General features: G+C 72.2%; 10 protein-coding genes. 5 read left to right on the top strand and 5 right to left on the bottom strand.

Translation table 11 applies throughout. The features are described from left to right. Nucleotides 1–5: 5 nt before the first annotated feature. Entirely contained in the window at nt 6–1,946 is a 1,941-nt protein-coding gene (locus AB0B66_RS06825; protein WP_360523961.1) for an FtsK/SpoIIIE domain-containing protein, read from the top strand. 13 nt (nt 1,947–1,959) lie between these two features. Further along, complete coding sequence (locus tag AB0B66_RS06820; protein ID WP_360523958.1) at nt 1,960–2,583, top strand: hypothetical protein; 624 nt, start codon at nt 1,960–1,962, stop codon at nt 2,581–2,583. Between the two features lie 100 nt (nt 2,584–2,683). Here AB0B66_RS06820 and folE read toward each other — a convergent pair whose 3' ends face one another. The 3 genes from folE to hpt all read right to left on the bottom strand — a co-directional run bounded on the left by folE (nt 2,684) and on the right by hpt (nt 6,596). Next, nucleotides 2,684–3,328, bottom strand: coding sequence for a GTP cyclohydrolase I FolE (gene folE, locus AB0B66_RS06815; protein ID WP_360524166.1), 645 nt, complete (start codon nt 3,326–3,328; stop codon nt 2,684–2,686). Further along, complete coding sequence (gene ftsH, locus AB0B66_RS06810; RefSeq protein ID WP_360523955.1) at nt 3,325–5,343, bottom strand: ATP-dependent zinc metalloprotease FtsH; 2,019 nt, start codon at nt 5,341–5,343, stop codon at nt 3,325–3,327. Before ftsH ends, folE begins: the two co-directional genes overlap by 4 nt. 689 nt (nt 5,344–6,032) lie before the next feature. Then, nucleotides 6,033–6,596, bottom strand: coding sequence for a hypoxanthine phosphoribosyltransferase (gene hpt / locus AB0B66_RS06805; protein WP_360523952.1), 564 nt, complete (start codon nt 6,594–6,596; stop codon nt 6,033–6,035). A 267-nt stretch (nt 6,597–6,863) separates the two neighbouring features. Between hpt and AB0B66_RS06800 the strand changes: the two genes are divergently transcribed. Next, nucleotides 6,864–7,817 (top strand): helix-turn-helix domain-containing protein, encoded by a 954-nt coding sequence (locus AB0B66_RS06800; RefSeq protein WP_360523949.1) that lies wholly within the window; start codon nt 6,864–6,866, stop codon nt 7,815–7,817. A 79-nt stretch (nt 7,818–7,896) separates the two neighbouring features. Here the strand turns inward: AB0B66_RS06800 and AB0B66_RS06795 are convergent, their stop codons facing one another. Both AB0B66_RS06795 and AB0B66_RS06790 read right to left on the bottom strand, forming a co-directional pair. Next, nucleotides 7,897–11,190: a S8 family serine peptidase gene (locus AB0B66_RS06795; RefSeq protein WP_360523946.1), complete on the bottom strand. Its 3,294-nt coding sequence runs from the start codon at nt 11,188–11,190 to the stop codon at nt 7,897–7,899. Between the two features lie 87 nt (nt 11,191–11,277). Continuing rightward, nucleotides 11,278–12,861, bottom strand: a complete 1,584-nt coding sequence (locus AB0B66_RS06790; RefSeq protein ID WP_360523942.1) for a gamma-glutamyltransferase family protein — start codon at nt 12,859–12,861, stop codon at nt 11,278–11,280. Nucleotides 12,862–12,920: 59 nt separating this feature from the next. Here AB0B66_RS06790 and AB0B66_RS06785 point away from each other — a divergent pair, with 59 nt between their 5' ends. Together AB0B66_RS06785 and tilS are read left to right on the top strand one after the other, a co-directional pair. Next, nucleotides 12,921–14,003: a zinc-dependent metalloprotease gene (locus tag AB0B66_RS06785; protein WP_360523939.1), complete on the top strand. Its 1,083-nt coding sequence runs from the start codon at nt 12,921–12,923 to the stop codon at nt 14,001–14,003. Beyond that, entirely contained in the window at nt 14,000–15,052 is a 1,053-nt protein-coding gene (gene tilS, locus AB0B66_RS06780; protein ID WP_360523936.1) for a tRNA lysidine(34) synthetase TilS, read from the top strand. Before AB0B66_RS06785 ends, tilS begins: the two co-directional genes overlap by 4 nt. The last annotated feature ends 3 nt before the right edge of the window (nt 15,053–15,055 follow it).

The following is a 15,055-nucleotide window of genomic DNA, read 5'->3' as shown; positions in this document are numbered from 1 at the left end:
TCGGCGTGCCCGGATTGAACGCGCGGATCGACCAGGCGGCGAGCCTGCACCGGCATGCTTCGGCGGTGACTCAGGCGGCGGCGTCCGCGTTGGACACCTATCTTCCGCCGCCGCGCACTGATCTGGCCGAGCAGCAGGCGCTGGCGCAACGGCTGCGTGACGCGGCTGTGCGGCTGACGCCGGGCTGGCTGGGGGCCGTGCTGGACGAGGTGCCGGCGGGTTTGCCGCTGGGTGAGCAGCGTCGGCCGGAGTTCGTCCGGATCGGCACGGCGGCGCCGGGCGAGGATGCCCAGTTCCCGGCGGTGTTGCCGCTGCTGGGTACGGGTCATCTGACGTTCAGCGCCGATTCGCGGGATCCGCGGGTGGCGGGGGTGCTGCGGGCGGTCCTGCTGCGGCTGCTGGCGACCGCGCCGTCGGGCACGCTGGTGGTGCGGGCGGTGGACGCGGTGGGCGGGGCGCTGTTCGCGCCGTTCGGGGCGCTGGCCGATGCGGGGCTGATGCCGCCGCCGGTCACCGACCGGGCCGGGTTGCAGGCCGTGCTGGCGGAGGCCGAGCATTGGGTACGCCCGAGCCGGCCGGAGGCGCAGCGGCGTCCGACGGCCCGGCCGCGTCGCCGGGATTGCACGATGCTGCTGCTGATTGCCGCTCTGCCCTCGGATGTGACGGGTGCGGAACTGAATCGGATCACGGCGCTGGCGCAGGCGGGGCCGGCGACGGGGCTGCATCTGGTCGTCGCGGGCTGGCCGCCGCCGCCGCTGACCCCGGACACGTCGCTGCCGTCGGCGCAGGCCCCGCTGCCGATGAGCACGCAGGTCGCGCTGCGCAATCCGTACGCCCTGCTCGGGGGTATGCCTTTCACCCAGCCGACGGCTCGTGCCGACGACGGGCCGAGCCCGACGGCGACCTGGCCGGGGCTGTCGGTGCCGGTGCGGCTGGACCCTGATCCGCCCGCCGAGCTGGTCGCCAGGGTGTGCCGGGAACTGGCCGAACGTTATGCCCTGTCGGGGCAGGTGCATCTGATGGATCTGCTGCCGGACCCGGATCACTGGTGGGCGGAGTCGTCGGCGGCGGGCATGTCCACGACCGCGGGGCTGGCGGGTGAGACGCCGATCTCGCTGGTGTTCGCCGACCTGACGCCGCACTGGCTGGTCGGCGGCCGGTCCGGCGGCGGCAAGTCGGCGTTCCTGGTGAACGTCCTGTACGGCCTGTGCACCCGCTACGACCCGGACGAGCTGGCGCTGTACCTGCTGGACTTCAAGCCGGGTGAGGCTTTCGGCCGGTTCGCGCCGAGCACGGGGTCCGAGCCGGATCCGGCGTGGCTGCCGCATGCTCGGGTGGTCGGCCTGGACTGTGATCGCGAGCAGGGGCTGGCGGTGCTGCGGGAGCTGGACGAGGAGCTGCGCCGCCGCGAGGAACTGTGGCAGGAGCTGGGGGTGAAGCGGTTCGCGCAGGCGCGCGAGCAGCGGCCGCTGCCCCGGCTGGTCTGTGTGATCGACGAGTTCCCGGTGCTGTTGACGGGGTCGGATCCGGTCGCGGCGGAGGCGCTGGGGCTGCTGGAGTCGGTCGGCCGGCGCGGGCGGGCGTACGGCGTGCATCTGATCCTGTGTTCGCAGACGGTGCGCGGTATCGAGGCGCTGCACGTGCGCCGGGATTCGCTGTTCGGGCAGGTGCCGGTGCGGATCGCACTGCCGGGCGGCGGGGACGTGCTGGAGGCGACGAACGACGCGGCGGCGACCTTGCCGCTGGGCTGCGCGGTCGTGAACACGGCGGGCGGCCTGGGCGGCCCGCGGGGCGCGACGCGCGGGCACGAGAAGACGGTCCGCTTCCCCGACCCGGATGCCGACGCCCAGGTGCTGTCCGCGCTGCGGCAGCGCCTCTGGCAGGCCCGCGACCCCTCCTCGGACCCGCCTATCGTGCTCACCGCCCTGACCCAAGAACCCGCATGAGCGAGGAGCCGGCATGAGCGAGCGGAGTGCGGCCTGGGCGGAGTACCTCGGGGCGGCGCAGCGGTTGGACACGGTACGGCGGGAGGCGGCGGACTCGGCCGCTGGTGAGGCGTCGGCGCTGGCGGCGGCCCGGGACGAGCTGCCGACCGTGCAGGCCCGCCTCGGGATGCAGGCCACCCGGCTGCTGGACACGGCGAGCCGGGCGGGGGTTCCCTCCCCCGTGCTCCAGCCGGGTCCCGCGGAGCTGCTGGCTGCGGCTGAGGCGGTCGGCGGCGGCCCGGCGGTGGCGCTGGCCGCGCTGCGCCAGGCGGGCGCGAACGTGGAGGTCGCCGACGGGGCGCTGGCCCGGCTCGACGACGCGGGCGGCGGCTCGCAGACACTGCGCAACCTGCTGGTGTACGGACCGATGGCGCTGCTGGCGCTGCTCGTGCAGCTGGCCGTCGCCGGCCTGGCCGGTGACGGCGCGCAAGTGTTCTTCGCTGCGGTGAGCGGGTTGCTGCTCGGGCCGCTGGCCTTCGGGGCGGCCTGGCTGCTCGTTGGCGTCGTCTACCGGGATCGGCCGCGGACCGCCGCGGTCGGCGCGTTCGCCTGCATCGCACCGGTGCTGCTGGCCGTCGCGCTGCTGGCCGTCCTGTGATGGACGCCTGACGCGGTTCGAGGACCGGAGCCGCTTCGGGTGTACGAGGAAGCCCGCCCGGCCGCGGTCGCGGCGAGGCGGGCGTCGTCGTTCAGACGGGTCAGCGAGAGTTGATCAGGGACATCGCTTCGGCGCGGGTCTTCGGGTCCGACTTGAGGATGCCGCGTACGGCGCTGGTGACGGTGCGGGCGCCGGCTTTGCGGATGCCGCGCATCTCCATGCACATGTGCTCGCACTCCAGCACCACGATGACACCCCGGGCCTGGAGCTTCTCCTGGAGCAGGTCGGCGACCTGCGAGGTGAGCCGTTCCTGCACCTGCGGCCGGCGCGCGAACACCTCGACCAGCCGGGCCAGCTTCGACAGGCCGGTGATGCGGCCATCCTCGCCGGGCAGGTAGCCGACGTGCGCCACGCCCCGGAAGGGGAGCAGGTGGTGCTCGCACAGGCTGAAGATCGAGATGTCGCGGACCAGCACGAACTCGTCGTGGTCGGCCTCGAACGTCGTGGTCAGCACGTCCGCGGGGTTCACCCGCAGGCCCGCGAACAGCTCGGCGTACGCGCGGGCCACCCGGGACGGGGTCTTCTGCAGACCGTCGCGGTCGGGGTCCTCGCCCAGCGCGAGGAGGATCTCCCGGACCGCCTTCTCTATACGCGCCAGGTCGACGGTCTCCTCCACCGGAACACCGGTGAGGGAGCCGTCGACCAGGCGGGCGGCGAGATGGTCCAGCTCTCGCTCGCCGTTCAGTTCGTGGCCTCCGCGGTCGTCGAGACGGTGATCTCGCCGCTGTCCGTGGCCTGGCCGTTGCTCGCCGACTGCTTCTCCACCTCGGCCGGGGTGAGCACCGGCGGCTGGGTGGACGGCGTGCGCTTGCCGAACCCGTTGAACGGGGCCATCGGCGGCCGCTTGACGACCCGGGCGCAGATGCGCGCCATGTCGGCGGTCGAGATGGTCTCCTTCTCGATCAGCTCCAGCACGATCGCGTCGAGCACGTCGCGGTATTCCACGAGGATCTCGTACGCCTCGTCGTGGGCCAGCTCGATGAGCGAGCGCACCTCGGAGTCGATCTCGGCGGCGATGGAGTCGGAGTAGTCCCGCTCGTGGCCGTAGGAGCGGCCCAGGAACGGCTCGTCACCGGCGGTGCCGTACTTGACCGCGCCGAGCTTCGAGCTCATGCCGTACTGGGTGACCATCGCACGGGCCAGGGCCGACGCCTTCTCGATGTCGTTGCCGGCGCCCGTGGTGGGCTCGTGGAAGACGAGCTCCTCGGCCGCCCGGCCGCCCAGCGCGTACGCCAGAGTGTCGATCATCTCGGCACGGGTCTGGGTGTACTTGTCCTCGGTCGGCAGCACCAGCGTGTGACCCAGCGAGCGGCTGCGCGACAGGATGGTCACCTTGTGCACCGGTGCACTGTGCGGCAGCGCCCAGGCCACCAGGGCGTGGCCGCCCTCGTGGTACGCGGTGATCTTCTTCTCGTGGTCCGACATCACCCGGGTGCGCCGCTGCGGGCCGGCGACCACACGGTCAATCGACTCCTCCAGCGACTCGTTGGTGATGGCGCGCTTGTCCTGACGGGCGGTCAGCAGCGCGGCCTCGTTGATCACGTTGGCCAGGTCGGCGCCGGTGAAGCCCGGCGTACGCCGCGCCACCGCGTCCAGGTCCACGTCCGGCGTGAACGGCTTGCCCTTGCCGTGGACCCGCAGGATCGCCTTGCGGCCGACCATGTCGGGGGTGTCCACCGCGATTTGGCGGTCGAAGCGGCCCGGGCGCAGCAGCGCCGGGTCGAGGATGTCGGGACGGTTGGTCGCGGCGATCATGATGACGCCGCCCTTCGCGTCGAAGCCGTCCATCTCGACCAGCAGCTGGTTCAGGGTCTGCTCGCGCTCGTCGTGACCGCCGCCCATGCCGGCGCCGCGGTGGCGGCCGACGGCGTCGATCTCGTCGACGAACACGATCGCCGGGGCGTTCGCCTTCGCCTGCTCGAACAGGTCGCGGACCCGGGAGGCGCCGACACCCACGAACATCTCGACGAAGTCGGAACCCGAGATCGAGTAGAACGGCACCCCGGCCTCGCCGGCGACGGCGCGGGCCAGCAGCGTCTTACCCGTTCCGGGCGGGCCGAACAGCAGCACACCCTTCGGGATCTTGGCGCCGAGCGCCTGGTACTTCGCCGGGTTCTGCAGGAAGTCCTTGATCTCGTGCAGCTCCTCGACGGCCTCGTCGGAGCCGGCCACGTCCGCGAAGGTGGTCTTCGGGGTGTCCTTGCTGACGAGCTTCGCCTTCGACTTGCCGAAGTTCAGCACCCGCGAGCCGCCGCCCTGCATCTGCGACATGAACAGCAGCAGCAGGATCACCAGTACGGCGATCGGCAGCAGGCTCACCAGCAGCGACAGGAACACCGACTCCTCGGTGACCTCGGTGTCGAACGGCCCGGAGATCTTGCCCGCGGCCTTGGCCGCGTTCACCTGGTTGAAGATCTCCAGCCCGGCGTCGGCCGGATACTGGGCCTCGATCTTGTCAGTCTCGACGTCGTCGAACTTGGCTTTATTGGCCAGGTCGATCCGGAGCGTCTGCTCCTTGTCCCGGATCTGCACTTCCTTGATCGCGTTCGGGCCAGCCTGGTTGAGCTGGGCGAGCGCGACCGAGGTGTCCACGGGCTGGTAGCTCGGGCCGCTGGTGAAGAGCTGGCTGAGCAGGATCGCGCCGATGGCCACGATGAAGATCCAGAAGATCGGCCGGCGGAAGAAACGCGTACGCTCCATGCTGTTACCGGACGCTTTTGTTCGCGCCCGTGTCCTCCTGATCGATAGAGGCGGTCAGCTCACCGGGCGCGGCCCGGTTAGTCGACGGTACACCGTAGAAACCTTCGGTTGGCTGATGCGTGGTCCCCATCGCACAACGTTCAGCGTTTTCTCAGCTCAGGTCCCCCGCATACGGGACAAATGACACCTGTGTTCGCTTACGGCTGAGGGGGATGGTTTGGGGGGTGGGGACGGGGGCGCTCCGCGGGGTAGGGGTCGGGGGCGCTGGGCCGCCAAGAGCGGGCGGCCCTTTACGCGCCCCCGACCCCTACCCCGCTCCGCACGACACGTACAGAATGCTCCACAAATTACGGATAAGCGACAGCGGTCACCGCATCACCCACGTAACCCGTAGACGGCTCCCTCGGAGAGCACGGCGGCTCGCTTGCGCCCTACGAGTAACGCCCCACATGACGGTCCTTCACAACACGTGTGGGGACTGTGGGGCTAGGTAGTAGCCAAGTGTGGGGCGTAACTGACTTGGCAGAACATAGAAAACCCGCATGAACCCCACCCACCGCGACCACCACTACCGGAGCGGAGCAGGGGGTGCCGCCGGAGTGAGCGTAAAAGGGCCGCCCGGTTTTGGCGGCCCCCAGCGAACCCGGCGGCACCCCCTGCGGAGCGCAACCACGCACGAAGCGCACGAATCAGCGCTGATAGACCTCAGGCTTGAGAATCCCCACGTACGGCACCTCGCGATACCGCTCCGAGTAGTCCAGCCCGTAGCCGACGACGAACTCCGTGGGAATGTCGAATCCGACGTACTTGACCGGCACCGGCACCTTGATCGCTTCAGGCTTCCGGAACAGGGCAACGACGTCGACCGACTTCGCCGAACGAGACTCCAGGTACTTGAGCAGCCAGGAGAGCGTCAGGCCCGAGTCGACGATGTCCTCGACGACGATCACGTGCTTGCCGGCGATGTCGCGGTCGAGGTCCTTGAGGATGCGTACGACGCCGGAGGACGTGGTGCCCTGGCCGTAGGAGGAGACTGCCATGAACTCGAGTTCGACGGGGGGGCCGCCGATCTTGCCGAGTTCGCGGGAGAAGTCGGCCATGAACATGACCGCGCCCTTGAGGACGCATACGAGAAGCAGGCCGTCTACCGACGCGTAGTCGGCGGCGACCTGCTTGGCGAGCTCGGCGGTCTTACCGCGGAGTTCCTCTTCAGTGATGATCACACGGTCTATGTCCGCGTCGTACCAGCCCATGTGGTCAAGACTGCCGGATGAAGGGCCTCTGGCGCACGTCGGGGTCGGAATTGGTGACGATCATCCCGAGCTGGCCTGCGACGCCGGTGACCAGTAGGAACGCTAGTAGGAAGATGAACTGTCCCATGACGGCCTCACCGTTTCGGAGTGGTTTGGGATGGTGCGCACCGGTGTGAATTAAGTGTCTCGTGTGCGGTTCGGGTGGGACAGTGGCAGGGATGCCAGGGTGCCTCGAATTTCTGCCATTCATCGAGTAGCGTGAGTCACATGTCGCTGTATCGGGTGGCCGTGCTGGGGTTGGACGAGATCGCGCCGTTCGAGCTCGGGGTGCTGTGCGAGGTGTTCGGGACCGATCGGAGCGCGGACGGGTTTCCGTCGTACGAGTTCGCGGTGTGCAGTCCGGACGGTGCGCCGATCCGTACGCGGTCGGGGTTCGGGATCGTGCCGGATGCGGATCTGGGGCCGCTGGCCACGGCTGATCTGGTGGCCGTGCCCGCTCATCCGCTGACGTCGGCGGTGCCGCCGGCGGCGGTGGAGGCGCTGGTGGCGGCGGCCGAGCGGGGCGCGTGGATCCTGTCGGTGTGTTCGGGGGCGTTTCTGCTGGGGCAGGCGGGGCTGCTGGACGGGCGGCGGTGCACGACGCACTGGAAGCACGCGGCGTTGCTGGCCGAGCGGTATCCGACGGCGCGGGTGTCGCCGAACGAGCTGTACGTGCAGGACGGGCGGGTGATCACCAGCGCGGGGACCGCGGCGGGGATCGACGCGTGCCTGCATCTGGTGCGGCAGGTGCAGGGGGCGGCGGTGGCGACGAAGCTGGCCCGGCGGATGGTGGTGCCGCCGCACCGGGCGGGCGGGCAGTCGCAGTTCATCGAGGCGCCGATCCCGGAGCAGGTGGACTGCGACACCCTGCAGCCGCTGCTGGAGTGGCTGGTCACGCACCTGGACGAGCCGCTGACCGTGGACGACCTCGCGGCGCGTACGCACATGGCCCCGCGTACGTTCGCGCGCCGGTTCCGGGCGGAGACCGGGGCGACGCCGCACGACTGGCTCACCCATCAGCGGCTGCTGCTGGCCCGGCGACTGCTGGAGGAGACCGACCTGAGCGTCGAGTCGGTGGCGACCCGAGCGGGCTTCGGTGACTCGGCGACCCTGCGCCACCACTTCCGCCGCCGCCTCGACACCACCCCGGCCGACTACCGCCACCTCTTCCGCAGCAGGTGAGACGAAGGAAGGGCACCTTCACAACGCTCCGCGTTGTAGAAGGTGCCCTTCCGAACATCACGACCCTGCTGGGCAGGGCTTACGGGGCGACCACCGGGATGCGGGTGCGCACGACCGTGGTGCCGGGAACTTCCGGGCTGGTCATGCTCGTGGTGATCCGGGCGTCGGAGGGCATGACGCCGCGCAGCTGCACGGTGTACGACGCCACGCCGCCCGGGTGCCCGCCGGCGCTCTGGACACGCAGGTCCGGGCCGGGCTTCTCGGTGCGCAGCGTGCCCTTGCCGAGCGCGTTCTCGGCGCCGACCGCGAACACCTTCGCCCCGCTGGGCAGGTCCTTGGCGTCGTACGCGAACCGGATGTCCTCGTTCTCGCCGGTGGCCAGCCAGACCTGGAAGCGCTGGGTGTCGCTGGTGCCGAAGCGGTTGACCCGCCATTCCACGACGATCCACTCCACGCCGCCGCCCCGGGCGGTCGCGACGCGCACGCCGTCGGCCTGCGAGCCGTCCATGTCGGCCCAGTACGGGGCCAGCACGTTGTTGGGTCGGCCCGCGTCGGGAGCCCGCACGCCGTCGACGGCGGGGGGCTCGAAGCGGATGTCCTGGCTGGTGCCGCCGCCGACGACGAGATAGCCGTTGGAGACCACGCCGATGCGCTGGTACGTCTGGCCGGCGTAGCCGAACCCGGGCACGTCGTAGGTGATCATCTCCTCGTCGCCGATCGGGTCGGGCGTGACGTCCAGCGGCTGCCACACCCGGTCGTCCAGCTTCGCGACGTCCGGGGTGCCCGGCTCGATGCCGCGCAGCGTGGTGTCGTGGCTGACCTCGCGCGGGCCGTCCACCGTGGCCCCGCCGTCGACGCCGGTGACGGCGAGCGCCGGGTCCAGGCGCGTGGTGAGGTCGACCGGCGCGTCGTCGAAGCCGGTGTTGGCGGCCGTCACCGTGCACTGCGCGGTGCGGGTCAGCGTCACCTTCTTCGCGGTGCAGGTGCTGGCCAGCGTCACCTGGCCCTGGGCGGGCTGGAAGGCGACCGGCAGGTGCAGCGCCGGGCCGCCCTCGGCCGGGGTCAGCCGGATCTCGCCGGACAGGTAGCCGTCGGCGGCCGAGCGGGAGTAGATCGTCACGGGCAGCGGCGCGGCCCCTCGCGCGGGCACGGTGACCGTCGGCGGGACGCTGATCGAACTGTCGGCCGGCACGGTGGTCGCGACGGCGTACGTGATGGTCCGGTCGGTCATGTTGCGCAGGGTGCGCACGGTGGACAGCCGGCCCGGCATGATCGGCGCGTTGATCGACGGCAGGTTGAGGTCGACGGCGCGCACCTCGTCGCCGGCCAGCGTCATCATGCGGGTGGCGGAGTCCGAGACGGTCAGCGTGACCTGGTCGGCCCGGTCCACCGCGATCCGGCCCGCGCCCATCTCGTGCGGCCCGGCCGGGGTCTTGCCGTCCTCCTTGACCACCTCGGTCAACGCGGTGGTCATCAGCGCCGACTTGAGCTCGCCCGGGGTCCAGTCCGGGTGCCGGGAGGCCAGCAGCGCGGCCGCGCCGGCCACGTGCGGCGAGGACATGGACGTGCCGGCGATCGCCTGGAACAGCTCGCCGGCCGGGCCGCCCGCGGTGGCGTCCGGGGTCGGCGTGTGTCCGGCCAGGATCTGCACTCCCGGCGCGGTCACGTCGGGCTTGAGGGCGAGGCCGCCGGGGCCGCGGGAGGAGAACGCCGCCATCACGTCGCCGGTGCCCGGGTTGGCCTGCCCGGCGGTGATCGTCGCCGTGACGTCGGTGTTCGCGTCGAGGAACTCCAGCACCGCCGCGTCGGCCAGGTGCACCGTGGGCAGCCAGTGGTTGTCGGTCTCCACGTCCTGCAGGGTCGGGTTGTAGAGGATCATGCCGACGGCGCCGCCCTCGCGTACGTTCCAGCCCTTCTCGACCCGGGGGTTGACGCCGCGCTCGCAGACGACGATCTTGCCGGTGAACAGGCCCTTCTTCGCGGGCTTGGCGCAGCCCATGCCGCCCTTGTAGCCGGGGACGTCACCGGCCCGCACCACCGGCGCCGGTCCGGCGCCCGCGGTCAGCGAGGCGCCGTTCAGCTGCTTGGTCGCGGTCCCGGCCTGCAGGGTCAGGCCCGCGCTGAACTCGCGGCGCTGGCTGGAGGCGGCCACCGTGGTCACCCACGGGGACAGGTGGTTGACCGTGCCGGCGTCCGGGCCCGAGTTGCCCGCCGAGGCGGCCACGAAGACCCCCGCCGCGTACGCGTCCAGGAAGGCCATCTCGACCGGGTCGCTGAACGGGTCGGTGCCGCCGGAGATGGAGAAGTTGACGACGTCGACGCCGTCGCGCACCGCCTGCGCCACCGCGGCCGCCGAGTCCGACGACATGCAGCCGTTCTCGCCGCAGACCTTGTAGACGCTGACCCACGAACCCGGCGAGACACCGTGCACCGGGCCGCGCTCGACCCCGAAGACCTTCGCCGAGGCCAGCACGTTGCCCGCGGCCGTCGAGGCGGTGTGCGTGCCGTGCCCGTCGCTGTCGCGGGCCGACCGGTACGTCTCGTCCGGGAAGGCCTGCAGGTAGCCCTTCAGGAACGCCGAGCCGCCGATCAGCTTGTTGTTGCAGCGGAACACGTCCTTGCCGGGCGTCAGCGGGTTGTCGCCGAAGTCGCAGCGGCGCGCCGTGCCGTCCGTCTTGGCCGGCGGCGCGGCGAGCACGCCCTGGTCGGCGAAGGACGGGTGCTCCGGCCACGCGCCGGTGTCCAGCACGCCGACCACGATGCCCCTGCCGGCCTGGCTGGTCGGCGCTCCGTTGGCGCCGGCGCCGCTCTGCAGCACGTCCGCGCCGATGAAGGAGCTGGACGAGTCGGTCAGCGGCTCGCGCAGCTCATCGCGCTGCACCGCCACCACACCCTCGACCGCGAGCAGCTGCTTGACCTCGTTGGCGGGCAGCGTCAGCGCCACCCCGCCGTACACGGTGCGCAGTCGCTGGCCGACCTGCGCCGAGGGCAGTTTCGCGGCGAGCGCCGAGGTGAACCGGTTCTCGCGCTGGGCCAGGTACTGCTCGTAGGCGCGTTCGGCGTCGCCGCCGCGCAGCCGGGTGCCGGTGGCCGCAGGGCTGGTCGCGGCCAGGCCCGGCACCCCGCCGGTGTAGCTGGCGACCGCGTCGTGGTCGAGTTTGACCAGCACCGGGATGCGCTCGCCGTCGGTGCGGTCGAGCAGGCTGCGGTCGGTCTTCGCGAGCCGGCTGGTGGGCGCCCGCCCGGCCGTGGCCCGGGACGCCGGTTGGAGTTTCTGCGGGCCGTTCGGCGCGGCCGCGCCGCCGCCCGCCGGTATCACCGCACCACCCGCCACCAGGGCGAGCCCGCAACTAATCCGGACAAAAGTCGCCATCTTCACAGTGGCGTCAACGAACGCGCGTAGGGCCTGGACATGACGCCCGACCCCACGACCTGCCCGGAAGCGGCCGAGGTGGCGGACTCAGTAGGCGGCGGCTTGGCCGTCGGCGCGGGGTTCGGAGCCGGCGACGTAGCCGCCGGGGATGCGCCAGATGGCCTGGCCCATGCCGAACGTGCCGCGGTCGGTGGCGACGGTGACCTCGTGGCCGCGGGCACGCAGGTCCTCGATCAGGGCCGGGTCGAACTCCGGCTCGACCTCGACCTGCCGCTCGGTGTGCCAGTACCAGCGCGGCCGGGTCAGCGCCTCCTGCGGGCCGAGGCCGTCGTCGACCGTCGCCAGGACCAGCTGCAGGTGGCCCTGCGGCTGCATGTGCCCGCCCATCACACCGAACGGCCCCAGCGGCGCGCCGTCGCGGAACAGGAAGCCGGGGATGATCGTGTGGAACGGGCGCTTGCCGGGAGCGGCCACGTTCGGGTGGACCGGGTCCAGGCTGAATCCGGCCCCGCGGTTCTGCAGCCCGAAGCCGTACTCCGGGAGCACGACGAACGAGCCGAAGCCCTGGTAGGTCGACTGGATCAGGCTGACCATCATGCCGTCGGCGTCGGCCGCGGCCAGGTAGACGGTGCCGCCCTTCATCGGGTCCCCGGGCGGCGGGTCACCGGCCCGGTCCCCGATCAGCGCCCGCCGCGCCGCGAGATAGGCGGGATCGAGCAGGTCGGGCATCGGGTACGCGGCCGGATCGGCGACGTACGCGTGCGCGTCGGCGAAGCCGAGCTTCATCGCCTCGATCTGCTCGTGCAGCCCGTGCCGCGGCAACCCGTCGAGCAGCGCGAGCGCCTGCAGCGCGGCCACCCCCTGGCCGTTGGGCGGGATTTCGTACACCGTGTGCCCGCGGTAGTCCGTGCTCACCGGCTCGACCCAGGTGCTGGTGTGCTCGGCGAGGTCGGCGGCGGTGAGCAGGCCGCCGGTGTCCGCCGCGTACGCCGCCAGCGCGTGCGCGATCTCGCCGCGGTAGAAGGAGTCGGCGTGGCTGCCGCCGATCAGCCGTAGCGCCCGGCCCGCGCCCGGGTTGCGGAACAGCTCGCCGACCTGCGGCGCGCGCCCCTCCGGTGCGAACACGGCCGCCCAGTCCCGGCACTCGGGCTGGGCCAGCCCGCGATGGATCTCCACCGACGCGGCCCAGCGCCGGGCGACCGTCGGCGACACCGTCCAGCCCTGCTCGGCGTAGTGCACCGCGTCGGCGAACAGCCGCTCGAACGGCAGCCGGCCGAACCGCGCGTGCAGGTCCTGCCAGCCCGCAGGGGCGCCCGGCACGGTCACCGGCAGCCAGCCGCGGGCCGGCGGGGCGAGCGCGGGCCGCGCCTGGCCCCCGCCGAGGGCGTCGTTGGGCGGGTGCGCGGCCGCGGTGAGCGCGGCCAGGCTCAGCGCCGCCGGGGCGCGGCCCGAGGCGTTCAGCCCGTGCAGCTGCCTTCCGTCCCAGACCAGGGCGAACAGGTCTCCGCCGATGTCGTTGGAGCCGGGCTGCACCTGGGTCAGCGTGACCGCCGCCGCCACCGCCGCGTCGACCGCCGAACCACCCTCACGCAGCATCGCCAGACCCGCCTGGGCGGCGAGCGGCTGGCTGGTGGCCACCACTCCCTGGGGCGCGTACACCGCTTGTCGCATCCCTGGATCAAAACACGAGCCGCGGGGCGATATGGCTACGGGAGAGTAGGTTCTTACCTATGGCTCTCGTGGACTGGGATCTCGCCTCGACCACCGCCGCGCGGTTCGGCCCGACCGGACCGTCGGTCACCTACGAGCAGGCCACCGCGGTCGTGCGCGACCTGCGGCAGCTGGCCGACGAGGCGATAGGCCACGTCGCGGAGTACACGAAGATGATCCCGCAGGTGCCGGACGCGCCGGTGCGCGTGGTCGACCGGCGCACCTGGGCCGACGTCAACGTGCAGGGGCTCCGGACGGTGATCACGCCGCTGACGGACAAGCTGGAGGAGAAGGTCGGCTTCCTCGGCAACCTGGTCGGCGCGAAGGTCACCGGGGTGGAGGCCGGGGCGGTGCTGGGTTACCTGTCCGGCAAGGTCCTCGGCCAGTACGACGTCTTCGCCGCGCCGCCCGCCGAGCCCGGCCGGCCCGTGCAGGCGGGGCAGCTGCTGCTGGTCGCGCCGAACATCGTCGCCATGGAACGGCGGATCAAGGCCGACCCGCGCGACTTCCGGCTCTGGGTGTGCCTGCACGAGGTCACCCACCGAACCCAGTTCACGGCCGTGCCGTGGCTGCGCGGGCACTTCCTGGACGAGGTGCGGGCCTTCATCGAGGCCACCGAGCCGCCCACGGCCAACCTGCTCAGCCAGGCATATCAGCAGTTCGGCGCGGCGATCAAGGCCGCCCGCGCACCCGAGGGCACCCGCGGCGCATCCCTGCTGGAGGCCGTGCAGACGCCCGAGCAGCGGGCCGTGCTCGACCGGCTGACCGCGGTGCTGACCCTGCTGGAAGGCCACGCCGAGGTCGTCATGGACGGCGTCGGACCGCGGGTCATCCCGACCGTCGCCAGCATCCGCGCGGCGTTCGACCGCCGCCGCAACCCCGGCAACCCGGTCGAGCAGTACCTGCGCCGCCTGCTCGGCATCGACATCAAGATGCGGCAGTACGCCGAGGGCCGGGTCTTCGTGCAATCGGTGCTGGACCGGGTCGGCATGGACGGCCTGAACCAGATCTGGACCTCCCCGCAGACCCTGCCGACCCTGGACGAGATCGCCGACCCCGACGCGTGGGTGACCCGCGTCGTCACCGCCGACACCCGGGGATGAGGCTCGACCCCTCGGTCGCCGCGATCCGCACCGCGATCCGCCACACCCTGACCACCCTGCCCCCCGCCGCCACTCTTGAAGAGTCGCGGCCTCCGGAGGGTCCGGATGGCGCAGGTCTTGAAGGGTTGCGCCAGGAAGCGCGGCGGCCGCTGGTGGTGGTGGCATGTTCGGGTGGGGCGGATTCGCTGGCGCTGGCGGCGGGGGCGGTGTTCGTGGCACCGCGGCTGGGGTGGCGGGTCGGGCTGGTGACGGTCGACCATCAGTTGCAGGACGGGTCGGCCCGGCGGGCTGAGCAGGTCGCGCGATGGGCACGCGAGCAGGGGTTCGCGCCGGTCGAGGTCGCCACGGTCGAGGTCGGGGCGGTCGGCGGGCCGGAGGCGGCGGCGCGGCAGGCGCGGTACGCGGCGCTGGCCGAGGCGGCCGGGCGGCTCGGTGCGGCGACGGTCCTGCTCGGACACACCCGGGACGACCAGGCCGAGACGGTGCTGCTGGCGCTGGCGCGCGGGGCCGGGCCGCGTGGACTGGCCGGGATGCCGGCGCACCGGATGCACGCCGGGGCCCGGTTCAGCCGGCCGCTGCTGGACGTGCCGCGTGCGGCCTGCCGGGCCGCGTGCGCAGTGCAGGACCTGACGCCGTGGGAGGACCCGCACAACACCGATCCTTCGTACGCCCGAGCGCGGGTGCGGGCCGATGCGCTCCCCGCGCTGGTCGCCGCGCTGGGCGAGGGCGTCGTGGCCAACCTGGCCCGGTCCGCGGCCCTGCTGGGCGTGGACGCCGACCTGCTCGACGAGCTGGCCGGGCAGGCCCTGAACCGCTGCCGTACGCCCGCGGGGCTGTCCGCCGACGCGCTGGGCGAGCTGCCCGCCGCGCTGCGTACCCGCGTGCTGCACGGCTGGGCCGCGGAGCTGGGCGCGCCCCGCGCGGCGCTGACCCACCGGCACGTCGCGGCTCTGGACGCGCTGGTCACGGCCTGGCGCGGGCAGGGCGCGACGCTGCTGCCCGGCGGGATTGCGGTCAGCCGCCGGGCGGGTGAGCTGACCGGCGGCTGAGAC

The sequence above is a fragment of the Catellatospora sp. NPDC049111 genome, from assembly GCF_040648615.1.
Lineage (GTDB): Bacteria > Actinomycetota > Actinomycetes > Mycobacteriales > Micromonosporaceae > Catellatospora > Catellatospora aurea.
The sequence above is the reverse complement of the archived record's forward strand: the minus strand, read 5'-3'. Positions and strand labels throughout refer to the sequence as shown.

What these genes read in the sequence shown, in the direction of transcription:
- AB0B66_RS06820 (WP_360523958.1), top strand. Translation starts at nt 1,960, where the DNA reads ATGAGCGAGCGGAGTGCGGCCTGGGCGGAGTACCTCGGGGCGGCGCAG.
- ftsH (WP_360523955.1), bottom strand. Translation starts at nt 5,343, where the DNA reads ATGGAGCGTACGCGTTTCTTCCGCCGGCCGATCTTCTGGATCTTCATC.
- hpt (WP_360523952.1), bottom strand. Translation starts at nt 6,596, where the DNA reads ATGGGCTGGTACGACGCGGACATAGACCGTGTGATCATCACTGAAGAG.
- AB0B66_RS06800 (WP_360523949.1), top strand. Translation starts at nt 6,864, where the DNA reads ATGTCGCTGTATCGGGTGGCCGTGCTGGGGTTGGACGAGATCGCGCCG.
- AB0B66_RS06795 (WP_360523946.1), bottom strand. Translation starts at nt 11,190, where the DNA reads ATGGCGACTTTTGTCCGGATTAGTTGCGGGCTCGCCCTGGTGGCGGGT.
- AB0B66_RS06790 (WP_360523942.1), bottom strand. Translation starts at nt 12,861, where the DNA reads ATGCGACAAGCGGTGTACGCGCCCCAGGGAGTGGTGGCCACCAGCCAG.
- AB0B66_RS06785 (WP_360523939.1), top strand. Translation starts at nt 12,921, where the DNA reads ATGGCTCTCGTGGACTGGGATCTCGCCTCGACCACCGCCGCGCGGTTC.
- tilS (WP_360523936.1), top strand. Translation starts at nt 14,000, where the DNA reads ATGAGGCTCGACCCCTCGGTCGCCGCGATCCGCACCGCGATCCGCCAC.